This window comes from Peribacillus sp. NPDC060253 (genome assembly GCF_042727425.1).
GTDB lineage: Bacteria > Bacillota > Bacilli > Bacillales > DSM-1321 > Peribacillus.
This window is the reverse complement of the sequence record NZ_JBHXAS010000075.1, coordinates 1-24657: the sequence shown is the minus strand read 5'-3', so window position 1 is coordinate 24657 and position 24657 is coordinate 1. Positions and strand designations below refer to the sequence as shown.

21 protein-coding genes and 3 pseudogenes are annotated in these 24657 nt (G+C 37.2%); 12 read left to right on the top strand and 12 right to left on the bottom strand.

The window, feature by feature from the left end; translation table 11 throughout:
• From ACFWE9_RS18185 to ACFWE9_RS18165, 5 genes and pseudogenes are all read left to right on the top strand, one after another.
• Positions 1–306, top strand: a 306-nt coding sequence (locus ACFWE9_RS18185; RefSeq protein ID WP_377358004.1) for an HAD hydrolase family protein, incomplete at its 5' end; no start/stop codon positions are given.
• Between the two features lie 29 nt (positions 307–335).
• Positions 336–416 (top strand): annotated as a pseudogene (locus ACFWE9_RS18180) (SMR family transporter); the annotation flags it as partial.
• 59 nt (positions 417–475) lie between these two features.
• Positions 476–1762 (top strand): MFS transporter, encoded by a 1287-nt coding sequence (locus ACFWE9_RS18175; RefSeq protein WP_230162331.1) that lies wholly within the window; start codon positions 476–478, stop codon positions 1760–1762.
• A 339-nt stretch (positions 1763–2101) separates the two neighbouring features.
• Entirely contained in the window at positions 2102–2482 is a 381-nt protein-coding gene (locus ACFWE9_RS18170; RefSeq protein ID WP_377358002.1) for a RidA family protein, read from the top strand.
• A gap of 183 nt (positions 2483–2665) precedes the next feature.
• Entirely contained in the window at positions 2666–3616 is a 951-nt protein-coding gene (locus ACFWE9_RS18165) for a sugar phosphate isomerase/epimerase family protein (protein ID WP_230162333.1), read from the top strand.
• A gap of 556 nt (positions 3617–4172) precedes the next feature.
• Here ACFWE9_RS18165 and ACFWE9_RS18160 read toward each other — a convergent pair.
• Positions 4173–4304: pseudogene (locus ACFWE9_RS18160) on the bottom strand (site-specific integrase); the annotation flags it as partial.
• On the opposite strand from ACFWE9_RS18160, the pseudogene ACFWE9_RS18155 reads away from it, so the two are divergent.
• A pseudogene (locus ACFWE9_RS18155) lies at positions 4294–4819 on the top strand (chemotaxis protein CheA); the annotation flags it as partial. The pseudogenes ACFWE9_RS18160 and ACFWE9_RS18155 sit on opposite strands and share 11 nt — an antisense overlap.
• A gap of 20 nt (positions 4820–4839) precedes the next feature.
• Here the strand turns inward: ACFWE9_RS18155 and ACFWE9_RS18150 are convergent.
• The 9 genes from ACFWE9_RS18150 to ACFWE9_RS18110 all read right to left on the bottom strand — a co-directional run bounded on the left by ACFWE9_RS18150 (position 4840) and on the right by ACFWE9_RS18110 (position 10971).
• Entirely contained in the window at positions 4840–5418 is a 579-nt protein-coding gene (locus ACFWE9_RS18150; RefSeq protein WP_230162334.1) for an RIO1 family regulatory kinase/ATPase domain-containing protein, read from the bottom strand.
• A gap of 47 nt (positions 5419–5465) precedes the next feature.
• On the bottom strand, positions 5466–5786 hold the full coding sequence (locus ACFWE9_RS18145; RefSeq protein ID WP_377358011.1) for an NAD-dependent epimerase/dehydratase family protein: 321 nt from the start codon (positions 5784–5786) through the stop codon (positions 5466–5468).
• Between the two features lie 128 nt (positions 5787–5914).
• Positions 5915–6277 carry a GDP-mannose 4,6-dehydratase gene (locus ACFWE9_RS18140; protein WP_377357999.1) on the bottom strand — a complete coding sequence of 121 codons (363 nt, stop codon included), beginning with the start codon at positions 6275–6277 and terminating at the stop codon, positions 5915–5917.
• Between the two features lie 2 nt (positions 6278–6279).
• On the bottom strand, positions 6280–6366 hold the full coding sequence (locus tag ACFWE9_RS18135; RefSeq protein ID WP_377358009.1) for a GDP-mannose 4,6-dehydratase: 87 nt from the start codon (positions 6364–6366) through the stop codon (positions 6280–6282).
• Positions 6367–6463: 97 nt separating this feature from the next.
• Positions 6464–7537 (bottom strand): phosphotransferase, encoded by a 1074-nt coding sequence (locus ACFWE9_RS18130; RefSeq protein WP_377357997.1) that lies wholly within the window; start codon positions 7535–7537, stop codon positions 6464–6466.
• Positions 7538–7567: 30 nt separating this feature from the next.
• Positions 7568–8746 (bottom strand): carboxylate--amine ligase, encoded by a 1179-nt coding sequence (locus tag ACFWE9_RS18125; protein ID WP_377357995.1) that lies wholly within the window; start codon positions 8744–8746, stop codon positions 7568–7570.
• 13 nt (positions 8747–8759) lie between these two features.
• Positions 8760–10070 (bottom strand): glycosyltransferase family 4 protein, encoded by a 1311-nt coding sequence (locus ACFWE9_RS18120; protein WP_230162340.1) that lies wholly within the window; start codon positions 10068–10070, stop codon positions 8760–8762.
• Positions 10067–10723, bottom strand: a complete 657-nt coding sequence (locus tag ACFWE9_RS18115; protein ID WP_230162342.1) for a PIG-L deacetylase family protein — start codon at positions 10721–10723, stop codon at positions 10067–10069. The genes ACFWE9_RS18120 and ACFWE9_RS18115 overlap by 4 nt, the downstream gene beginning before the upstream one ends.
• Positions 10720–10971, bottom strand: a complete 252-nt coding sequence (locus tag ACFWE9_RS18110; RefSeq protein ID WP_377358007.1) for an EAL domain-containing protein — start codon at positions 10969–10971, stop codon at positions 10720–10722. The genes ACFWE9_RS18115 and ACFWE9_RS18110 overlap by 4 nt, the downstream gene beginning before the upstream one ends.
• Here ACFWE9_RS18110 and ACFWE9_RS18105 point away from each other — a divergent pair.
• The 3 genes from ACFWE9_RS18105 to ACFWE9_RS18095 all read left to right on the top strand — a co-directional run bounded on the left by ACFWE9_RS18105 (position 10962) and on the right by ACFWE9_RS18095 (position 13480).
• Positions 10962–11243: a class II fructose-bisphosphate aldolase gene (locus ACFWE9_RS18105; RefSeq protein ID WP_356715436.1), complete on the top strand. Its 282-nt coding sequence runs from the start codon at positions 10962–10964 to the stop codon at positions 11241–11243. The genes ACFWE9_RS18110 and ACFWE9_RS18105 overlap by 10 nt on opposite strands.
• Before the next feature lie 113 nt (positions 11244–11356).
• The gene (locus tag ACFWE9_RS18100) at positions 11357–11995 is read left to right on the top strand and encodes a P-loop nucleotide/nucleoside kinase family protein (RefSeq protein WP_230162347.1); all 639 of its coding nucleotides are present in this window, start codon (positions 11357–11359) and stop codon (positions 11993–11995) included.
• Positions 11996–12772: 777 nt separating this feature from the next.
• Positions 12773–13480, top strand: a complete 708-nt coding sequence (locus tag ACFWE9_RS18095; protein WP_230162349.1) for an SH3 domain-containing protein — start codon at positions 12773–12775, stop codon at positions 13478–13480.
• Between the two features lie 2256 nt (positions 13481–15736).
• Here the strand turns inward: ACFWE9_RS18095 and ACFWE9_RS18090 are convergent.
• Both ACFWE9_RS18090 and ACFWE9_RS18085 read right to left on the bottom strand, forming a co-directional pair.
• Entirely contained in the window at positions 15737–15889 is a 153-nt protein-coding gene (locus ACFWE9_RS18090; protein ID WP_230162360.1) for a tyrosine-type recombinase/integrase, read from the bottom strand.
• A gap of 175 nt (positions 15890–16064) precedes the next feature.
• Positions 16065–16367: a hypothetical protein gene (locus ACFWE9_RS18085; protein WP_230162351.1), complete on the bottom strand. Its 303-nt coding sequence runs from the start codon at positions 16365–16367 to the stop codon at positions 16065–16067.
• Between the two features lie 579 nt (positions 16368–16946).
• Between ACFWE9_RS18085 and ACFWE9_RS18080 the strand changes: the two genes are divergently transcribed.
• From ACFWE9_RS18080 to ACFWE9_RS18070, 3 genes are all read left to right on the top strand, one after another.
• Positions 16947–18806, top strand: coding sequence for a GAF domain-containing sensor histidine kinase (locus tag ACFWE9_RS18080; RefSeq protein WP_230162353.1), 1860 nt, complete (start codon positions 16947–16949; stop codon positions 18804–18806).
• Positions 18781–19422: a response regulator gene (locus ACFWE9_RS18075; protein ID WP_230162354.1), complete on the top strand. Its 642-nt coding sequence runs from the start codon at positions 18781–18783 to the stop codon at positions 19420–19422. Before ACFWE9_RS18080 ends, ACFWE9_RS18075 begins: the two co-directional genes overlap by 26 nt.
• Positions 19423–19686: 264 nt before the next feature.
• Positions 19687–23835, top strand: a complete 4149-nt coding sequence (locus ACFWE9_RS18070) for a S8 family serine peptidase (protein WP_230162356.1) — start codon at positions 19687–19689, stop codon at positions 23833–23835.
• Positions 23836–24657: the final 822 nt, after the last annotated feature.

The window sequence follows — 24657 nt, the reverse complement described above, 5'->3', positions numbered from 1 at the left end:
TTTGATGAGTTGATGGTTGTTTCATCTGCTGATCACAACATTGAAATGACTAGTAAAAGAGCTTCAAAAGGAATGGCCCTTGAAAAATTGGCTTTTTTGATGAATGGCTCCTTAGATCAGGCTATGGCAATCGGGGACAGCAACAATGATTTATCCATGTTCGAGAAAGTTGGATACAGCGTAGCGATGGGAAATGCGAAAGATGTCATAAAAGCTGTTTGTACAACGACAACCCTTAAAAATGATGAAAATGGGGTAGCTTATGCGATTTATCGATATTTGGAGAACTTCGTGGTTCAAAAATAAGTGTCAATGCCGAAGGAGAGAGCGATAAAATGGCATGGATATATAACATTATGGCAGGACTTTTGGAAATCGTCTGGGTGATCGGTCTTAAATATTCTCACGGATTCACCAATTTTGAGTTTTAACGAATACCGCTAATTACTTTCATATTTATGAGGGGGGATTGTTTATGGCAGTAGCACAGAAGCAGGTCAATAAATGGTTTACCTTATGTATCTTAATTTTGGGAGGAGGAACAATATTTAAATTATCATCCTTAAAAGATGCATTTTACGTTCCGATGCAAAAATATTTTCACCTTTCACATACCCAAATAGGTTTGGCATTATCTGTATATGCTATTATACAAATGTTTGGTTATGTAGTCTCCATTTATATCACTGATAGATTTTCTAAAAGGAAGTTAATTCCGATTGGATTGATTGGTGTAGGTGCAACTGGGATTTATTTATCTACTATACCAAGTTATTATGGAATTTTAGCTTCTTGGGGAGTAATGGCTTTATTTACAGAGATTACTTTTTGGCCAGTATTGATAAAAACCGTTAAATTGCTTGGAGACTCCGACGAACAAGGCAGGATGTTTGGATTTCTTGAAGCTGGCCGTGGTGTTGTAGATACAATCGTTGCATTCTCTGCTCTAGGTATATTTATTTGGTTAGGATCTGAGTCACTAGGTTTCAGAGCCGCAATTTTATTCTTTGCCTTGATTACAATTATTGTTGGTATTATTAGTTATTTCTTTATAGAGGACGATATTATTGAAACGTATGATAAGGGTGGAGAAGAAATTAGTAAAAGTAGAGTAGCTTTGAAAGGTGCGATTCAAGCAATTAAAACTCCCATACTGTGGTTTTCCTCATTTACAATATTTTGCGTTTATACGGTTTACGCAGGTTTAACTTACTTTATTCCGTTCTTGGAAGAAATTTATGGAATGCCTGTAGCATTATTAGGTGTATATGGGATTATAAACCAATACGGATTAAAAATGATAGGCGGCCCCATCGGTGGATTCTTAGTTGATAAAAAATTTAAATCAGCGACAAAATACCTTAGATTTACATTTCTCTTATCCATTATTGCAATGATAATTTTTATTATGCTTCCACATGGCAAAATGAATATTTATATAGGAATAATTGCGACACTTGGCTTCGGATCGATTGTATTTACTCAACGGGCTGTGTTTTTTGCCCCATTAGATGAAATTGATATTCCAAAAGAAATAAGCGGTGCTGCCGTATCATTAGCTTGTTTAGTTGGTTATGCTCCTTCAATTTTCGCCTTTGCCATGTATGGTAATATTCTGGATCACAATCCTGGAATTACTGGATATAGATATGTATTTTTGATTATGATTGCATTTGCAGCTATAGGTTTTATTATAAGTAACTATTCAGTTAAAATTTTAAAAAAGAAAAAACAAACTAACCGATATTTGGAAGATAATTAAATGAATGCTTAATTTTTTATCGATATATATAAAACAGCTGAATTAGGATTAGACGGAGTCATACTTTACAAAGAATAATTTTAGAAATGTGTCATCCATATGTTTCTACTTTTAAACGACCTAAAGGTTCGGGGGGAGTAAGCGAAGTAAGGAAAGGATCATTTAAGATGTAAAAATCGTATTTCAATCAAAAACTGATTGATCCTTTAACAACATACTATCCAAGTGATGATCTTTTAGAACAAATGTTATTGGCCCAAGATAATGAAATTAAAGAATCTGTACAAACGGTCAAAAAGTTACGAGAAAAATATTGTAGATAAAAAGGAGATTTTTATTATGAAAGAAGCAGTTTTAACAAGTAATGCGCCACAACCTATTGGTCCATATTCCCAAGCGGTATTATCAAAAGGGGTTCTCTATATTTCGGGGCAACTCCCTTTAAATCCTAATACTAATAAATTAGCTATAGGCATTGAAGACCAAGCAAGACAATGTTTAGAAAATTTAAAGCACATTTTAATAGAAAAAGGTCTAGAAATGAATTCAGTTTTGAAAACAACTATATTTGTGACTGATTTATCAGATTTTCAAACTGTAAATGAAATTTATGCGGAATATTTTTCGAAGCCTTTTCCAGCTAGGAGTACCATTCAGGTAGCAGAATTACCTATGAATGCAATGATTGAAATTGAATTGATGGCCGAGGTAAAAAGGTGACCAATTATTCTTTTTTTGGGAGAATGTGTTTCGTCGTTTAGTTGCTGGTTCTTCCCTAATTTAAGAGAACTTTCGTAAGCAAAGTCGTTGAGTGGAAATTAATTACAAATAAAAATAGAAGTCGAACAAAATTTAGTTTAATTTCTTCTCGGCACAATAAATTAACATAGAGGTGGGTAAAACATGAAAATTGGATTAGAGACAGAAAGCTTTCACTTGCAGTTTATTACAGGTCGAATGGATATTTTCGGTTTTATCAGAAAAACAGCCGAATTGGGATTAGATGGAGTCATGATCAATATTGTTCCATGGCCAGGGTTACCAGGAATTGGTACATTAGAATCATTTGAACCGGAATACTTAGACAAGGTGAAAAAAGAAATTCAAAAGTATGGATTTTTCGCTGAAATCGATACAAATGGAACCGATCCGAAACATCTAACTGAGGTCATTGAGGCCGCGCATAGAATTGGAGCGGATGTCATTCGTACGTATACCTGCATGGGAGAATATGATCCAGACAGATTGAGAAGAGCTCCTGAAGATATTAAACAAATTGTACCATTATTAAAGAAATATAGAATCAAGCTTGCTGTTGAAAATCACGAGGAAGAGTTAACGGATGAAGTGATTCAAATCATTAAGGAAGTCAACAGCCCTTGGGTTGGTGCTCATTGTGATTTCGGGAATGCAATGATGGCATGGGAGGACCCGGTTGAAGCTGTAAGAAAATTAGCACCATATGCCTTTACAACTCATTTTAAGGATCATATTATCGTCCATGATGGCGAAGATTACAGGGTATGTGGCGTACCTGCTGGGACTGGTAATATCGATTTGGAAGAATGTTATAAAATATTGATTGAGAATTCATTGTTGACTAGAATCAACGTTGAAATGTGCTTCCCGTATGCCATCCATTTTAAGAGAGAGCCTGGTACAGGAGGAGTCTTCGCAGTAGGCGAAGGAGCATTTAAGGTGGGACACCCTCCTTATGATTTAAATGTAATTAAACCATTGGATTACTATTATCCGCCAGCAGAACTTCTAGAACAAATGATTGAGGATCAAGAAAAAGGTGCAGAACAATCAGTTAGGTATGCTCTTGCATTAAGGGATAAATACTGCCGCTAAATAATAAAAAGGGAGTGGTTCTTTCGAGAATCTCCCTATTTCTTTTGCAGAAGGGCGTATCAGCTGTTTCGTTAACGAAACTGTTGTTTTCTCAAATGGAATCAAATCACGCAATAGGCCTGACCATATCCTTTCAGGAAAAACACACGTTTAGGCATAATTTAGACATAAACAAGCTTAAAACAATATTAGGTATTGATATTTGTAATGCTTTTTCAATTAAAGGGCGCGTTTGTGTAATAAGCTCAATAGCTTCTTGCTAACGATCCGTTAATTAGAAAAAAAACCTAGGCACAAAAAAGGTGCCGAATGGGTGCCGAAAACGATATTACTTTATATTGTTGAGTGAATATTTTAGTGGAGAACAAATGTTTTGTTGTATGCTTTAATTAAGGTTAGATTGTATGATGTTCTCATGTGAAACTCCACAATCTATGGGCGGCATGATGTAATCATCGCCTAGAACCCTTGGTATATAGGGGTTTGTAAGGTGGAGATTAGTGAAATGCTAACTTTTTGCTAACTTTCAGTTTTTAAACAACTTTACTTCAACCAATTAGAGGAGACCTTTCGTAAGTTCACTGAACTTATGGGAGGTCTTTTCTTTGATATTTTTTGTCATATGAGCGTAAATGTTCATCGTCGTGTTTATATCTGAATGCCCTAATCTTTCTTGAATCTCTTTTACGCCTCAATTGTTTGATGTGATATTTTTAGCGGTTGATGATTTAGAGGCGATGGTCATGTCCATTGCTGAAGGTGGAGATGGAAAAAGGGATGTGGTGAATGTTGTCAATCAACTTGAATTGATTGAAAAAGGGGAGTCCCCCGTGTCTTCCTCAATTGCACAGGTTGCAGCTTCTGTCGCTCTTGAAAAATGAGGAAATGACTGCGGGAGAGTACGATGAATTTGAATGGACAGTACTTCAGCAGTCCAAAGATCAAGGCTTCAACAGCTTCGAAATTTCGATAGGGTTGCGTGAGGACTGTCTTTTAAAAGCGGCAAGGGTGTTTATGGTATTTGAGGTGCTTGAAAAGTCAGGTGAAGTAATCAAGACGCAACCACCCGTAGAACTTTTGGAAGAAGAGCAGTTCGATCAGCAATTTACAGTCACCATGGTAACAACAGAATCGAGTGAAGAGATAAAGAAAAAAATCATGAAGGTTTCCGAAGTGGATCAGGTTGTTGTAAATGCCCTTGATTTTGAAGGCTTGAGGCATGCTTATTTTTTATCAGTCACTAAGTTTTTCCATTCCTTATATAAGGATGGGCGAAGCTTTTTCACATGTTCCAAAAACTCTTCCAAAAATCCAATCTTTTTTAAATCAGTCAACAATTTAGTAGGGACAGATCTGACCGTATTAAATGCCCTCTTAAGGTCAATTATTTTTATTTCCCCTAGTTCATTGAAAAAAATGTGGCGAACTTCAATATCTAGTCTCGTAAAACCCACAGTTTTCATTTCATCCAGCATCGATAATATTTTCCCCACAATTGCCTCTGAGAGTTTTTTCTCTTTTTTTAAATAATGCTTAAGATTATAACCTTTCACAAACTCCATCACTATATAGTTAGAACCATATTCATATAATTTAGGAATAATTGGAGACGATTGTCCTTTTTGCAGTGCATTTAATTCCTTTTTTTGTGTGTCTTGATTAACAAAAATTTTGACGCACTTCTCAGGGGTCAATTGAAAGACGGATCCATCTGCCCCCTTTCCAAGCATTGTGTAACCACTCAGGTCTTGAACGGTTACAACGCCTTTTTTCATGGCTGCTATTTTTTCAAAATCCTTCATTTCTGATCTCCTTTTTTTTCGATATTTCTTCAAATGCGCCTATAATTTTAAAAACCTTTATAATACTTTAAAGTTTCATTTAATCCAGCTTTCAAATCATAAGCCGGATTCCAGCCCAAAAGATAAGAAGCTTTGGTATTATCTAATCGGCTATAGCGAATATCTCCCTTACGTTCGGGCATGGAGAGGGAGTGAATATTTATAGAGGTAAGTGATGTAATCATCTGATAAAGTTCATTAATACTTATCTTCGAATCACAACCAATATTGAAGATTTCATTTGTTCCTTTTTCAATGGCCAGCACGTTGGCCAAAGCAACATCTTTCACATACACAAAATCCCTTGTCTGCTCTCCATCTCCAAAAATAATGGGAGATTCCTCATTAAGGATTTTCTTAAAAAATAGAAATCACTCCCCCTTCTCCTTTTGAAGTTTGGCGGGGACCATAAACATTGGCATATCTTAGAATGGTAAAAGGTACGTTATGAAGTATGTTAAATATTTGAATATACATTTCTAATACCATAATAGGATTGAGGTTGAATGGAAAATGTTTCTATTATACTACAATCGTCTTTTTCTCCGTATACTGCACAAGATGAGGAAAGTATGAATTTTTTCACATCGTACTTTTTGCAGCATTCAAGCAAACGAATCGTTCCAAGAATATTTTGATTAGCATCCTCAACTGGATTTTGTATCGAGTAGGCAACATCCACTTGTGCGGCTAAATGGATCACTACATCCGGTTTTTCTCGAGCAAAAACATCTTCTATTTGTGGTGAAGAAATGTCCAGGTCAATGAAACAAACGTGAGAAGGCACATTTTCTCGTTTACCTGAACGTAAATTATCCACTACTAGCGGGGTTCATAACCAGATTGAATTAATAAATCGACAACATGTGAACCAATAAATCCAGCTCCGCCTGTAACGAGTACCTTCATCCGGACTCACAACTATCATTTCTATATATATGAGAAGACCGTATAATATTTTGCATGCATAAAACTCCTTTATAGTATTATGAATTCGTGCGATGCACTAATATAACCCAAGTTCTTTTCCCCAAACCTCAATTTTTTCAAGGTATCTCTTGAGAAGAGTGCTTTTTCCTCCATCCAACACCTTTTGCAAATGGCTAGAAAGCTTTTTTTCTAGGGTTCTTTGTAAATACGCCTTTTTAAGAAGATTCAGTGGATCCTCACTGAAGGTTATCCCATATTTTAGCATTTCTTGGCAATAAACTTGCACACATTGACTTCGAATCTCCTCTTCCCTTTGTTGCCAATCCCAGCGAAAATCTATTAATAATTCGACTAGAACGACCAAATCATACCAGCAAGGATAATGCTTCGCTGACTCCCAATCAATCAAAGAGACTTTCCAGTTCTCCTCCTCATCATTCGCATTTTCACAGCAAATATTGTGGACATGGAGGTCGCCATGGATCAGACACTGGCCAGATTTAGTAATTTCGGGGAAAAAAACCGGACCTTTTTTTAATATTCTTTTGATAATTTTATACCTTGGTTCCACCAATTCTTTTAAGTTAGGATCTTTCATTGCCAAATCTAGGTTTTCCATTGCTTTTTTGACCCCTTTAGTCCTTTCCTTTACCTTCTCCTCAGAATCAAAATGGGGAAGAGAGGCGTCGAAAAGATCTGCATGCCTCACAAATTGATTATCAAAGGTTTTGGCATGAAACTTTGCCACCGTGGGGATAATTCGTTCCAAATGATTTGGAGCTAATTTTATTTGTCCTCGTAACGGCTTCAAACATTCGGTAAACATCCATGTTTCATTCCCATTTACATTCGGTTCAAGCCAATACAAACGCGGCATAATCTCGTGATAAATGTTATAGGCTTTTTGATACATATTAATTTCCAACCTATGATTTTCTTTCAGTGGCAGTTTGTATATTTTAAGCACAATGGGAATGAACTCCGTGCCATCAGTTAGAACCAACTTCCAAATACTTGTCTTTTCACGTGAATTTTTGAGGCATTCTATTCTTTCTTCCACTAATTTCACTTTTTTACCAAGGACATTTTTAAGCTTTTTTTCCCAATCAAATTGTTTCCAACGGCTAAGAATTTCTTCTATACTATTCAAATAGAAAGTTCCCTCCCTCTTTTATCATTTTTACTGTCTCCCCCATAAATTTCGCAAATGGGAAACAAAACTCCGAACAAATGGAAGAGGGTCATTCCAAGCAAAGAGAGCCTCAACCTTTTTTCCATATAAGCTCTTTATCCACTCAACGAACCTCATTTCCCCATTTTTTTGTTTTTGGCGAAAGGAAAGAAAATCACGGACGAAGTAAACCCATTTGACCCCTTCTTTCTGCTCTGTCACTGGTGATGGATTTTGCCCGGTAAGGGATAAATAATACAAGTAAGCCAAATTAACCCCACAAGCAATCGATAATGCTTGAGTTAAACCTATTCTTGAATTGATTTCGATAAATTTCAGTTTCCCATCTCTTGGATCCCGTTTAAATTCGGTAATAGCCAAGCCTTTGAATTGAATATCTTTTAGAAAGGTAGTAGCAAGTTGAATGACTTCTTCATCCCTAACACTTAGGGCAAGAGCAGTGGATCCAAAATGAGGGGGAAATTGATGTAATTTTTGGTTCATCCACAAGCCAATTAAACTCATTTGTTCGTCAAAAAAAGTCTTGACGGAATAAATACAATCCTCCGCACCAGGAATGACTTCCTGGATCATTAGTTCACCGTATGGGCGATAAAAAAGGTATTCTTCTCTCAATTGGGAAGGACGTTCTACTACAATGGCTTTCTTATAAAGACGATGATCGATATTTGAGCGGAAATGAGAAGAATAAACTGGTTTTAATATACATGGGAAGGTAATTTGATTGATAATTTGCTCAAATTGTTCTTCATTATTTATAGCGTAAGTTTTGGGGCATGGCACATTTGATTTCATGGCCAATTCATACGTTAATCTTTTATCTAATACAGCTTCGACCAGTGTGAGATTAGGTAATAGAAACCGATAGTAGTGTGAAAGGACAAATCTGTTTTTTGAAATAAACTGAACAAAGTCATCAGAACCCGCATACAGGACTGGCTTTTGTCCAAACTTTTGCGACAGTCTAATAAGAAATAGTATTAATGTTGGTCCCTCACTAACTGGATTCGGACAAATTCCGCAAGTGGCAAACCAAGTTTTACCGATTTCATATTTTCCGCTCGTATCAAACGCATATACCTTTATCCCTTCTTTCGCTAAACTCCTCACAATCCCTATACCGGTTGCACTTAGATCAAGAACAACGGCTGGAACATCATGTAGCATGCTCTTTCCTCCTTCAAAATAATGATTGATAGATTTCTTCAATCTTTTTGACCATGTTACTAGTGGTTAAATGTTTTAGTGCAAATGCCTGTGCATTGCGTGCTAATTCTTTTCTAATTGATTTTTTTCGTAATAAGAGCGATAACTTTTTTGCAAGCTTCTTTGGGTTAGCTGGTTCAACAATAAATCCTGAATAATTATTTTTAATAATTTCCGGGATTCCGCCACAATTGGTAGTAAGAATTGCTTGTTTGGTAAACATTGCCTCAATAATTGAGATTGGCAGCGTATCGCTTGTGGTTGGCAGAATAAATATGTCTGATTCACTTAGCAATTTAGGTATGTCTTCTCTGCTGCCTAAAAAGGAAACGTTTTTCAATTCCAAATCATTAACCTGCTTCTCGAGCTGCTTTCTCATCTCACCATCGCCTACTATCCGGACTTCTACATCTCTCAGCTTGTCTTTAATAAGCGCAAGGGCTTCAAATAGGTACTTATGACCTTTACGTGGTCGAAGGCGTGCGACACAAGTTATCACCATGTTAGGTTGGCTTTTTTTCCTTTTCTTCTGAATATTCCATCCGCCAAAATCAATTCCAGTATAAACAGTGGTCATTTTAGATTCCTCCGCACCTAAATTTATTAGAATTGGGCGAAAGACATCACAAACGATGATTAATTGATTAGCATTTTTAATGGCTTGTCTGTCAATGGCCGAAAAATAGATTTCCTCAACCGACCCTTTTTCCATCAAGTTAAACTTTAATCTGTTGTGGGTCATAAATCCATGAGGTGTAAAAAGAAGAGGTTTTTGAAGGGATCGGTTTAGTATCCCTATTACATTAGCTGTATATCGATCTTGTGCGTGGATAATATCATATTGCTCCAGGTCAATATCCTTTAACATCGTATAGTAACTATATAGTTTGCTAATGTTGTGTAGAATTTTTCCATTACAGCTGCCATACCGATTGATAAAAAAATGTGTAAATTCCTCAGAATATCTAGTTCGTAATACCTCCATTTCTTTAGATGGAAAATGATTTGGTGCTATTACATGGACACTATGACCTAATTTTTCCAAGCCGTTTTTAAGTGATGTGATATAGTTTTGCAGTCCACCGATACTTGGATACTCCCAAAACGTTGTGATTAATATTTTCATTTTTTTGTTTTGAATTTCTGCTGAATGGATTTGCTGCCTTTCTACCACTTGTTCTTCTTCAAATATTTCATTAATCTCATAATATTGATCCATAGCTGAGATTAGGTATGGAAAAAGAGTCGGCACAAAATGCTGGTCCTTTTGATGTTCTCCTGTCACTTCCACACCCTCCTTATGATTTCAAAAGCTTCTGCGAATTCGACCCCAACCGTCATTCCCCTGACCCGCGCTAAATATTTCACTCCGTCATATGAACGTGGATGAGGGAATGGTCTCATTTCTATATCATAATGGTGAAGAGATTGTAGCTTGTCATCGATGGTATCTGTAATATCCACAAAATAATTGGGTTTGAATTCCTTATCATTCGTATGCTGGCTCCATTCACTGGAAGAAACCGTTTCAAAACAAAGGATCTCAATCGGTTGTTTTCCAGGCAACGGCCGGGCTGCTGTGATGACTGCTTGAAACAAAATTTGATGGTCTTTGTTTGTATCTCCATAATGATGAGTGAAAATTATAGAAGGTTTATGCTTATCCAATAGAGCTTCAATCGCTTTGGCGATTTCGTGAAGTGGAATTGTTTCCAACAATAGATTGGGGAATTCCAAAAATAGGACCTCGTCTACCCCTAAGTGTTTGTTAGCTTGCTGCATTAATGGCTGAATGTGCTGCTCCTCTTCCTTACGTCCCTTGGCGGCAATCACTGTGATTACCTTATAGCCATGATTAATTAATTTCTTTATCGTTCCGCCGCTTCCAAGAATTTCATCATCGGGATGAGCGGCAATCACTAGAACATTCATACTCATTCAGATCCCTCAACTCCATTTAATATTAGTACTCTTGTAATTATATGAAATTGATCCGAAGTGGATATGGACAATGGTAAAAAAACTTCGACACACCCATGTCGAAGCAGAAAGGTTACTTGATCGTTTGTTTCAACGCCCTCAGCGATGACTTGAAGTTTTAATAACTGTGCCATTAGAATAATAGTCTTGATGATGGTTTGATCATTTAAGTCATGAGTACATTCAGACATAAAGGATTGATCAATTTTCAGGCTTATCTTTAGTTATTCATGGAGGTACAGGTGTTAATGAAATGGATATTCATGAATTAATAAATAATGGGATTCGTAAATTTAATGTTGGTACTGAGTTGTTAGTAGCATGGACGAAAACAGCGAAAGAAACATTCGGAGAAACAAAAGTAACTAAATCATTACGACATAATATTATTCCATGTAATAAGGCAGTAAAAGAAATTGTCAAACATAAAATTGGAATCTTCATGAATAAAGAAGACAGTACGCTTCAAGTAAAATAGTCAAAAAAAAGTTCATTTGGCATTTTTGTAAGAGTTGGAGAAGATGGATAATAAAGAGAGTACGGGGTATTCCTAGTACTCTTTCTTTATTCGTTAGATTATGAGGTGGTAAGATGGATAAAGCCTTAATCTTATTAGCAGGTTTACCAGGAACAGGGAAAACCTACTTGAGTAATATCATCAATAGTAAATTAGGGTCATTTTATAATCTTTCTCAGGATGACTTGAAAGAATATTATTGTGATATATATGGTTATCGTAATTTAGAAGAAAAGCAGAAGATAGAAAAGATAGCATGGGCGAAGTACTATGAAATAATGGAACAGCAAATGCAAGTAGGCGACAATATTATGTCTGATTATCCTTTTAGTCAGAAACAAAAACCTCATATTCAGCAATTAGTAGATAGATATGGTTATAAGGTCGTTACTATTCGGTTAATTGCAGATTTAGATGTTTTGTTTGAACGGCAAAAAAAGCGAGATTTGGATCCCACAAGGCATTTGAGTCATATCGTGACTTCCTATAAAAAAGGGGATCATTTAGCTAATAGAAGTAATGCAGATAATTTATTGATCTATGAGGAATTTATAAATAGATGTACAACAAGAGGATATGACACGTTTGAATTAGGGAAATTATATGAAGTCGATGTATCAGATTATACAAAAGTGAATTATTCTAGGTTGTTGGAAGATATAGAACGGGGATACATTAAAAGGTACATTTCTGAAACTAGCAAAGAATTGTGAAATCCAAAACTTAGAGGCTTTTTTACTTACATTATATTATTCATCTCTTTATGCATATAACCCTTGGTGCAGAATCTAAGGGCTTGAAGGAATACGATTTTACTGTAGAGAATGTCGTGACAAAGTAAGAGAATTATTGAAGTTCCTCACTATGAAAACTTATAACTTTGGTAGTGCAGCAGAAACATTGAGAAAGAAACTTTCTCAAAAAATAAAAGGTGTACCCTAAGAGGACTTGGAACAAATTGTTCATTACGCTCTGAAATATCACGCTAAAGTCCAACATCATCATCGTAAAGGTGATGATCACGAGTATACTAGTCGTGATAATAAGCACATGTACTATAAGATTCTTGCTGACACTAATTTATAAGTGGTGACAAAACTGACTATCGCTTTGAGGTAGTCAGTTTTTAATTAAATTACAGAGGAGTTTCCAGAGAACCCTGATTTAGACTTAGGGAAATAAGGTCCAATTGGTGGCACGGAACTAGGTGGTAAATCTTGAGGATAAGGCTGGCCAGTTTTCTAAAGGCACGGGACCGGGAGCCAGGCCCAACCAGATGTAACACCCACAACGGATAAGGATAGATAGAGGCTATGCAAGAGAAGGAAGGTAAGCGAATAGATGATCTAATCTTATATGGAAACAGAAGAAAGGAAAAGGAAATCTTATCGGTATCCCTAACAACTTCTGGATAGGCTATACTTATCTAGACAGAAAATTTAAGGTCAGGTAGACTACAGATACAACTAGTTATAGAAAAGAGGACCGATATGCGACGTGATATACAACTGAATGAACAAGCTTTCTCTTCCAAGGAAGTGGCAGAAGAAGTGGGGATTGCAACTCCCACTGTTCGAAAGTATGGTCAAATCTTAGAGCGGAATGGATATGAGTTTTTGAAAGATGGAGATCGACGTATCTTTGTTCAATCTGACATTGTAGCGCTTATAGCGCTACGCGATACGGACAAGCCCCTAGACGATACAGCTAAAGAACTTGTATATCAACAAAAAGAAAGATTAGAAGGATCCAATGAAACACAGATAGCGGTACCCGATACATATAAAAATTTACCCCACGACCCCAATCAATTAAACGAGGTCTTAATGTTTTTAGTCAATGAACTCGCAGCCACACGTGAAATGAATGTCCAACTGACAAACGATATGTCACAGCTTAAAACAAAGGTTTCCCGGCTCCAGCAAGATCATCATGTTATAAGTTCTAGTATTGGAAATTCAGCGCAAAGAACTAATGCTAAAATTGAACAATTAACTGAACAACAAAATACCCATTACGAAACATTGCTGGAACAAGAAAAACAAAAAAGTGAACTCTTACAAAAAGAAATACAAAATATGCGGGACGAACAGAAAAAAGAATGGAATTCACAAAATGAATTTAATAAACGTTTAGAAGAGGCTATACAAAAACGTTCCGAAAAATGGCGGGGGCTTTTCTCCATATTCAGAAAATAAGGTGAGTGTTAAGGTTTTTTTGCCTAGCTGTGTATTGATTTGTTGAAGCAAATTATTGATGTAGAAACATTTGATATATCTTTTTTAAATAAATAATGATGGATAAAAGCATTGAGATGCGAATCCACAAAACTTTTAAAAAATCATAGTGCCATATATGATTCGCGTAGTTGAAACACAGAATTAAGAAAGAATATTTCAATTTTACAGGATTTGGTACCTGCTATGTGAGAGCTCGGCGATACCAGTGTATCGGACGTTCTACCAAAGGCAAACTAAGGCTCAATTGAAATTCATTGGAGATTTGTTTAAGCGATATGCATCTAAAACAAGAGTTATCCTTACTAGAGTTGCTCCAGACAGGGGTGTATCGCTGGGCGATATAACTTGCAAATAAATTCGAAACCTTTAGGTTTAATAGAAAAGTGGCGTTCGATATGCAAACATGATATACATCCGAATGAACGAGTATTCTTTTCTAAGGAATTGGGGATGCAACACCCACTGTTCAAAAGTATGGTCAAAACTTAGAACGAAACGGATATGAGTTTTTAAGATGGTAGTTGCCTATCTTTATTCAATCTGACATCGAAGCGCACATAGCGTTACGCGATACGGACAAGTCCCTAGAGGGTACAGCTAAAGACCTTGTGTATCTACAAAAAGATAGATCAGATGAATCTATTGAAACAGAGATAGCGATACCTGATACATATGACAATTTAACCCATAATTTCAAACGAATAAAAGAGATTTTAATTGTTTTAACCAATGAACTCGCAGCTACGCGTGAAATGAACATCCACTGACAAACGATATGTCTCAGCTTAAAACAACGGTTTCCCAGCTCCAGCAAGAACTATGATAGTGTTCCTCAAGAAAGGGGCTTATCGGTTCTTTTTTGTGTTTCGTATCGCTGGGCGATATAACATGAAAATAAATCCACGGAACCTTCATCTTTAATAGAAAGGGAGGTCCGATATGCGACAGGATATACATCCGAATGAATGAGCATCCTCTTCCAAGGAAGTGGAGATGCAAAATCAATGTTCGAAAGTATGTTTAAAACTTAGAGCGAAATGGATAGTTATTGTTAAAATGTGGAAATAGACACATCTTCGTTCAATCCGACATCGAAAAGCTTAAAGCGTTACGCGATACGAGCAACCCTCTAAACGATAGAGCTAAAGACCCTTGTATCAAGAAAAAGAAAGATTAGAAGGAACCAATGAAACAGAGATAGCGATACGATACATATGACAATATATTTAACCCATGTTCTCATTCAATTAATAGAGAGCTTGATTTTTTAACCAATGAACTCGCAGCTACGCGTGAAATGAACATCTAACTGACAAACGATATGTCACATCTTAAAACTGAACAACAAAAAACCCATTACGAAACATTTCTTCAATAAGAAAAAGGTTTCATTACTTTTTTTTTAGTCTCCTTTACGATATTCATGTGTTAATTTGCGTTAATAACTATTTAAACCTAAGGCAATTAAATCAAAAGTAGAAATTCCTTTGTTCCAACTATTCGGAATCACTATTTTCAAATTTCAACAATTTCCCGAGAAATATCTACAAATTCTGAGTAGATATCGACAAAATTAGAAGCTTCTAAAAGAAGTAGTAAAACATAAGTACATCGAAAAGAGTAAATATGACTAAATTCTTAGCCAGGCACACTTATTGGGTAAAAATGATATCTATGCAGTAATTATTGCAGGATTTTCAGATAAAGTTGCAAAGATATATTTTTGTGATGGCTTGATTTTTTACGCATGTAAATAACGTATATGATGACGTTTTTTTAACTTATATACAAGTTGCAAAAGAGAGCTTCTTTATCGAGCATAACGAAGAGTTTAATATTAATGAAGTTAATACATTGGTGAAAATTATGACCAATTGAGCTGCTTTTTTATTAAAACTGCGGGATAGTGGCTGTGGAAAATGAATAAGAAGAAACAGCATAACTAGAGCCCATCTCAAACGAGAAGGGCTTTTTTTGTCCTCGGGTTTGTCCTCTTCTTAATAATATCGCATTTAAATTAATTTAGTTGAATTCTTGCGAAATATTGATATATAGTCCTTTTTTGTATCCTATTACTTTCTATTTTATTTAAAGATGAATGGGCGGAATGATGTAATCATTCCCCAAAACCCTTGAATTATAGGGGTTTTTAAGATGGAGATAAGTGAAATGCTAACTTTTTGCTAACTTTCAGTTTCTGAAAACTTACTTTCACTATTTAGAGGAGACCTTTCGTAAGTTCAATGAACTTACGAAAGGTCTTTTTTCAATATTTTTTGTCATATGAGCGTAGATGTTCATTGTTGTATTTATGTGTGAATGTCCTAATCTCTCTTGTATCACTTTTATACCAGCACCAGCTTCAATGTGAAGAGATGTGTGGGTATGTCTAAAACTGTGTGGAGTGATGTGCTTTTTTAATCTTCATATGCTTCATTTGTTCGGACTGTAATAAATTTTTGTGATTCTTAGTTTTTCTTTATGAAGTCAAGGGTTGACCACTTTAGAGCAAGAATTTCTTCCAAGCGAACTCCCGTATACGCTAAGTTGCAAAGGCAAGATAGTCAAAAGAAAGTCCATTTTCTTTAGCAATACTTAAGAATGCCTTCAATTCACTTAATTCCAAAAATTTATCTTTGGGTTCTTCTTCAACATCTTTTATAGTTATTTGTTTTTTAGGCATAACAAAACCTTCTGTTGGGTTTGCAAGTAGTAAATCTTGGCGGAGAGCGTGTTTAAAAATCATATTTACAGTAGTATGAATGCTATCAAGGTAGTTATGGCTAAACTTCTTGGACAATTCATTGAAATGGGACTGATACATATGCCTTGTTATCTTTCGCAAAAGGAGATGACCCCATTTTAGATATAAGGTGCTTTATAGCAATGCTACGAGTTCTTACACTGCTTACTTTTACTTGAATACCAAAATATTCAATCCATTTCATCGCGAAATTTTTAAAAGTGATATTCATTTCCTTCAATTCGGTTTCGTATTTCTAGATTGGTATAGAGAAACGCCTAAGATAAACCTGATACCATCGTAACTCGGTTAAAGTTAATTTTAGCTTTTGTTTTTATAAGACGTTGTAAAACCTGGGAAAATACTTTGATATACTTTGAGATTGCATCTAAAAGAATCCTCCGTCAAATAAAGAGAGATTTGAACTTTGGGTCATGAGGATGAAGTTTAGTTTACTTACACTTTTTGTACTATATAGTCTACAACAAAAGACCATAACATTTACAACATTTGATGAGCAGGCAAATAAAGAATCTAATAGTATACTAGTATTGTGTCTTACCATTTAGGGTAATCGCACAGCCGGTGATTGGCTAGTGGATATTTTGCCATTTTGCCAGTGCCGGTTTTTTGTTAGATAATGATAGATAATGATTCTTGCAAATAAAGGAAGGTGCCGTTTTGAAAAAGATAGATTCTATCACTAGGAGGGAACAAATAGCGAGTTTTTATCTTTATTCTATTTCTTTTCTTGGTATGATTGCTGTTATCAATTCTATATTTAAAAGTGAAATGCCTTCTGAATTCATAATCGTTTTGTTGTTAGCTGTGTTAATGGGGATTATTGAGTATTTTCCTATCCGTATTGGAAGAGGAGGTATTACACTCAGTCTTACGCTTATTTATCCAATGAATTGGGAGTTTGGTATACATATAACGGTTGTTGCTTGTGTATGTGTGATGGTTTTTACACATACCCTTCGCCGCTTACCAATTCAAAGGACACTATTTAATTGCACCCAATTTGCTTTTAGTATCACTTTGGCAGAATGGTTTTCCAACGAATGTATTTCTTTTTTTATTACGGAGATGAACCTGCCAGTTTTATATGAAGAATTAATAAGCTTGCTGTTATTTACCGTCTTTTTTTGCCTTTTCAACACCCTTTTATATGATCTTTTAATGGTGTTTCTGCCTCAGCAATATCCACTAGAACAGTGGCACAAGAAAAATATATTTTTATTTTTGAGCGCAAGTTTTTGTTTATGTTACGCCTCTCTTATTTATATCTTAGAACATCGATATCGAGGGGAGTTGGATGGAATTACCGTTCTGTTCTTCTTTTTCCCACTTGTAGCAATCTGCACCATCAGCTCCTTCATGAGGCAAATACGGATTGAAAAAGAACGATTATATAACCTTTTTACCATTACGACGGAGTTAAGTCACGGGCTGTCTGCCGGAAACTTAGATCAAATGAAACAATCACTTAAAGGATTCTTGGGAATACAAGCGTATGCTTTATGGGCAAAAGATGAGGGGGATTGGCAGCTTCTATTAAAGGATGGGAAAGTACATTCCAATATTTCAAGTTCTTCTGATATCCATCCGAATTTTGAAGAAATATCTGAAACCTTTGTTGTTACTGATTGGAAAACAGGTATGGCCCCGGGAGATGAAGTATTTGAAGATGTCATACGTTCCCTTGTCTACCTACCTCTTATAGTAAATCATGAATTGGTAGGGATATTTGTTGCAGGTAAAAGCAGGAGGGCGAGTTTTATTACCGAAGATATACAGTCCTTATCTACGTTTGCCAATCAATTGGGCAGCTTGCTGAAAACACGGTCCCTCGTCGCCGAACAAGAAAAACGAATGATTCTGGAAGAAAGAAATCGGCTTGCCCGGGAAATTCACGATGGAATTGCACAAGTATTAGCCGGGGTCATATTTCAGCTGGAATCAGCTCTGAGGCAGTCCGCGGATCAATCAGGAAACATGGAGCAAGTGGTAGACAAAAGTATAAAAAAATTACGGAAGAGTTTAGGGGAAGTTCGCTATTCTATCTATGCTTTAAAGCCATATCCTACCCAAAGGCTAGGGTTAAAACAAGCGATTGCAAATAAAATTCAATCGATAAAACAAGAAAATAATTTAGCGATTAAATATCATGAAAGGGGCCGTTCTCGAACACTCAGTTTTACAATAGAACGAGCCATCTTCGATACTTTACAGGAAAGCTTGCAGAATATTGTAAAACATGCAAAAGCGGACGAAGTTGACATTCTTCTAAGCTATCACCGTGAACATGTGCTTTTAAAAGTGAAGGACAACGGGATTGGCTTTTCCCTTTTTGAATCCATGATTAAAACAAAGCATGAGCCCCATTATGGCATTTTACATATGAATGAACAAGCTGAACAGATGGGCGCTACCCTTCAGATTGATAGTTCCACAGGAAAAGGTACAGAAATTACATTGTTCATTCCAGATTCAGAAACAAGGGAGGAGTACCATGATTCAAATATTATTAGTAGATGATCATACGGTCTTGCGTGATGGAATTCGGAGTATATTGGATCTCGAATCAGACATCCGAGTCGTGGGGGAAGCTGTGTCCGGGGACGAGGTGTTGAAGAAAGTAGAGGAGTATCGACCTGATTGTATTTTGATGGACATCAATCTCCCTGGAAAAAATGGCATTGAGGTCACGTCCCTCGTGAAAAGTCAGTATCCGAATTGCCGCGTTCTTGTATTGACGATGTATGAAGATAATGAATACTTAATGGAAGCACTTCGGGCTGGTGCAGATGGCTATTTATTGAAGGATTCGTCATCCGAACAAGTGGTAGCAGCGATTCGAATGGTGTCACAAGGGGATTCGGTTATTCATCCTCGTATGACCAAAAAGCTGATAACGTATCATCACCAGCAAACGAAATCAGAGCCAAACGAAAATACTCTGACTAAGCGTGAAAAAGAAATACTGTTTGAGTTGGCCAAAGGTCTTAGTAACAAAGAAATCGCTGAAGCTTTATTTATCAGTGATAAGACTGTCAAAATTCACATCAATAAGATTTTCAAAAAGCTGAATGTGAAAAGCCGTTCACAGGCAATCATTTATGCCGTTCGAAATCAACTTGTTCCATTTTCATAAATCATAATCACTTAAAAGAACTGTTCAGTACCTTTATTATTTTTCTTTAATAACAGATCTGGAATAGTTCTTTAGTTATATATTGATCTAGAACCAATAGATGAAAAATTACTTCTTATGATTAATTTTCAGAAAAGTAGAAATATGGGATGATATATTAAATCTTAGTTTACTAGATCCATGAATTCATCTTTAAATGAATTGTTTATGAAGAACAAATGTTTAGGGAGAAAATAGCAAATATATAGGATAAGGGGATGCGGTATGAAGAGGAAAAAAATCAGTAAGATTCTTACAGGGACATTAGCTGTTGGCATGATATTATCTCAAGGCGCTCCGTATAATGTATTGGCGAAAAGCCCGTTTGAGTTGAATCCAGTTGATCATGCGGAAGAAATTTTAAAGAGCCTGTCTGCGGAACAAAGAAAGGCTTTAGAGCAATTGGATACCAATTCAAACTTTACGATTTCTCCGGATATTAATGCAAATAGTCCGGAATTAGTCAAAGTCATCGTCGAATTTGAACAGGCGCCAGCCAAAATAGAAGTGATGAAACAAGCGGCGAAAGGAAAGAAACTATCTTCTGCAGATGCGAATGAGAAAGTGGAAAAAGCTCATAAAGATTTTAAACAGCATGTGCAATCATTGAAATCACAGAAAAACGTGACTAATTACAAAGTGGAAGATGTAAAGATCACAAGAGAGTATAAAAACGCCATCAACGGTGTAGCGATGACACTGCCTGGTGTGGCAGTTAAGGATTTGCTGCAATCTGGAGTAGTTAAACGTATTTTTAAAGATTACGAAGTGAAAGTGGAACCGCCGGTAAAAACGAAAGAAGCCATCGAGCCGAAAATGGCAGACAGTATTCCGCAAATTGGCGTGGACAAGCTGCATGCCGAGAACATTACCGGCAAGGGCATTAAAGTCGGTGTACTTGATACAGGTATTGACTACAATCATCCTGACTTAAAAGAAGCATATAAAGGCGGATATGATTTTGTAGATAATGATGCCGATCCAATGGAAACGACCTACGAGGATTGGATTAATGCTGGCAAGCCGGAAGAACCAGGCTATGTGTATTACACAAACCATGGGTCACATGTCGCAGGGACGATTGCAGCCCAAAAGAAAAACAATGTGGATTATGCTGTGAAAGGGGTAGCACCTGAAGTAGATTTATATGCGTATAGAGTATTGGGACCTTGGGGAGGGGGAAATACACAAGGAATCCTTGCTGGAATCGATAAAGCGATTGATGATGGCATGGACGTCATCAATATGTCGCTTGGCGCGCAGACTAACGATCCTTTATACGCCACTTCTGTCGCAGTAAATAACGCCATGCTTTCAGGATTGGTGACCGTCGTTGCTGCAGGTAACGCCGGACCGAACGAGAAAACTCTTGGTTCTCCGGGAACAGCGGCTCTTGGCATATCAGTAGGTGCAAGCGATGCCTCCATGTCCATTCCCGCATTTAATGGAAGCGCTTCCGCCGAGAAATTTGAAAATATGCAGCTGCTAGGCAAAGATTTTTCTGATAGATTAGAAGAATTGCAAGGAAAATCCTTACCAATTGTATTTGCGGGACTTGGTAAAGCAACTGATTTTGCGGGGAAAGATGTTAGCGGGAAAATTGCGTTGATTCAGCGCGGGGAAATTGCTTTTGATGAAAAAATCAAAAACGCCAAAAACGCTGGGGCTAAATCAGTGATTGTGTATAACAATGTCGACGGGCAAATACCTGCCTACTTGGGTGAGGCTGTCGGGTTAATCCCATCCTTCCGCCTGTCAAAAGCGGATGGTGAGCGATTAAAAGGGCTGGGCGAAGGTTCTTTCACATTTGAAACGTTAAATAACACAAAAACGGAAGGCGATCATTTAGCAGATTTCAGTTCACGCGGACCGGTAAATGGAAATTATGATATAAAGCCGGATGTAGTCGCTCCAGGTGTGTCGATATTCTCTACGACACCGGAATTCATCAACGATCCGCAGGACGGCATTAATTACGGGAATGCCTATGTGCGCATGTCGGGTACATCGATGGCTACACCACACGTGGCAGGCGCAGCAGCATTGATTTTGCAGGAGCATCCGGAATACACTCCTTTCGATGTAAAAGCGGCACTCATGAATACATCGGATGATTTAAAAGGGAATAATTCTGTATACGAAGTGGGTGCAGGACGAATCGATGCCTATCAAGCGGTTCATACAGACACATCCATCAAAGTATGGGATAAGACAAAAAATATCGAAAATGGAAACCTCGTAGAAATTGACGAACAAACAGGCTCCATCGTATTCGGCAGATATTATAAAAAAGGTAATGAACCAATTGAAGCAAGCAAAAAGGTGAAGGTTCAAAACAACAGCCAGGAAGAGAAATCTTTTAAACTAGAAGTGGAGTATCACGGTGAGCGTAAAGGCATTCAAGATGCCGTGAAGAACGGTGTAAAAGTGGCGGTGCCTTCATCGATTACAGTGGGAAGCGGCCAAGTACAGGAGCTCCAGCCAAAAATAACGATTCCAACCAGCGCTGCGGCAGGAAGATATGAAGGGTATATTCATGTGACCAACGCGAACAATCCAGCCGAATCCTATCAAATTCCATTTGCTGTTATGGCGACGGAAAAAGGATTTGATTATGTCAAAGCGACTAGACCATCCGTGACAAATACAACACCTTTCTGGGAACTTAATGACAAACAGATCCATTTCATCATGAAGTTGAACAGCCCAATGACAACCATGGATGTGCTTGTAAAAGACGGTAAAACAGGAGAAGCTGTAGGGTTCATAGGGACAGCGAACACTAACTTTCCAATAGATAGAGAAGTGTTTCTTACGGGTGCGTTCAGCGGTACGGTCTTACCATTTACAAATGATCCGTCCCAGCCAATCAGTGATGTTCCTATAAAGCTTCCAGCAGGCGATTATATACTGGAACTGATTGCACACGATGAGGATGGGAAATCATATGTGGTAGACAATCCACTTATCGTGGACAATACAGCACCAGAAGTCAACATGGATATAAAATCGGGTGTAATCGAAATCAATGATTCTATGTTTACAGTAGAAGATGGCCAAAAAGCGGTGTGGATGCATGGAACAGCTAAGGATGAGACAGTGGATCTATTACAATCTAAAGGGTTGGACATCGATCAATCGTCCAACACTATGGCTTACTATACAGGTGCCTCTGGATATATGGCTGGGTTCTTCCCGATTCAAGCGAATGGAGATGTGAAGTTAGGAATTGAGGAAAGTGATATTGCAAAACAACCTATGAGATTGTGGTTGAGAACGTGGGATACTGCAACGGCAGTTGGTTACCAAAAGTATTATTTCATGAAAGAAGGAACGGAATATACGACTTCCAGTTATAACAAGAAAGAGTTAAAAGTCGGCGATAGCTTTACGATGACACTCAGCCTTAATAATGTGAAACAGCTTGTCTCGGGAGAATTTAATGTAGAGTACTACAAAGACTTCTTCAAGTTTTCGAACGTGAAGCTGAACAAGGCAGTCAAACAATATGCAAAGGAAAAAGGCTTACAGGTATCACTAGATAAACCTGTTGTGACGGAAGGTACATTCAATAATAGTTTGAAAATCGGTGCTTCCATTACTGGAAATGCATTCAGAGGACTGGATGGAGACATGCCGTTCCTCGATGTAACGTTTAAAGTATCGAATGATGAAGTTTACGACGAAATTCCTGGATTTGAGGTAAAGAAGGGGTCTTATAAGAAATCCGGACAAACAGCAGACACTGCTATTCCTTTTTACGGCACTGAAGATCTTAAATTAATTCCTACACATACACAGTTGCTGGGATCCATCTTACCGGAAGCATTTTTGATATATGAATCAGGATCAGCATTTTTGAAAAAAGCGGATTACTCAAAAATAGGAGCACAAGTATACGCTCTCTCTAAAAGTGGTAAAAAATATCCAGGAACAATTGATAAGAGTGGAACATTCATAGTCAATGATATTCCTGCTTCCGATCAAGTATATACAGCTGTTTTCGATGTTCCGGGGCATCTTAAAGTGATGAAGAAATTCATTCCTGGATATCATGATGCAAATGGAGAGCTACGAGGGCAATTTTTAAGAATTGGTCAGAGAAGTCTTGCAGGGGATGTGAATGGCGACAAAATGATTGATATCCTCGATATCCAGAGTGTCGTTGATGCATATGGTACGAAGGATTCATCCATCGTGCCGCAAGATATCAATCAAGACGGAGAGGTGAACGAGACAGACATTCGCTTCGTTGAGAAAAATTTCTTAACGAAGGGACCGGATGCGCCTGCCGATAAACAGCCGAAAGAAAAAATTGGAAAAAAAGGTCTGGAATACTTCCTGCGCCTGATCGGACTGGAGCCAAAGCAATAGCAAGAATAGATGGGGAGGAATGCAGAGCGTTCCTTCCTTTCTTTTTTATAAAATAAGAAGAGCAGAGTTAAGAAAAGTTGATAAGTCCTCTTTTTTAGAAGATATGTGCGGAGTACCAGATTTCTTCAACAAAAGGGTACCGACCCATCAGGTTAACGCTGCTGAATCTCCTTTACTCCTACACCTGCTTTAATTAAAAGGGATGTGTGAGTATATAAGAGGGTTCAATGTATCTTAAGTGATTATACGAAATTGTGCGTGTGTGTAACTTGCAACAAAAAAGGGGAAATCTTGAGGATAAAGGCTGGCCAGTTTTCTAAAGGCACAGGGCAAGGCGCCAGGCCCAACCAGATGTAACACCCACAATTCATTAGGAAAGCTATTTAAACCTTGTTGGGCCAAATTAACAGAACAACCTATGCTAGTATACAGGTACTGTGCAATCTCTAATTGGTATAGAAAATCCACTATATAAAACGTTACAAGCTTAGCACCTTAAACAGGTGCTTTTTTATGTGCTACCATACATATAACTATAACTGGATGTTCCCACCAAATCTTTAAAGATAAAGACCAACTTCTAACTAAATTAAGGGTTCTTTACTTTAAGATCGAGGCTGTCTTTAAGGCAGCTTTTTCGTGCGCCCGGCATGGGTGCAATCTATAGGGTGAAAGTCCCGAACCATGAAGGCAGTAGTAGTGGTTAGCTTAATGCAAGGGTGTCCACGGTGACGTGGAATCTGAAGGAAGCAAGCGGCAAACCTCCGGTCTGAGGAACACGAACTTCATATAAGGCTAGGTATCATTGGATGAGTTTGCGAA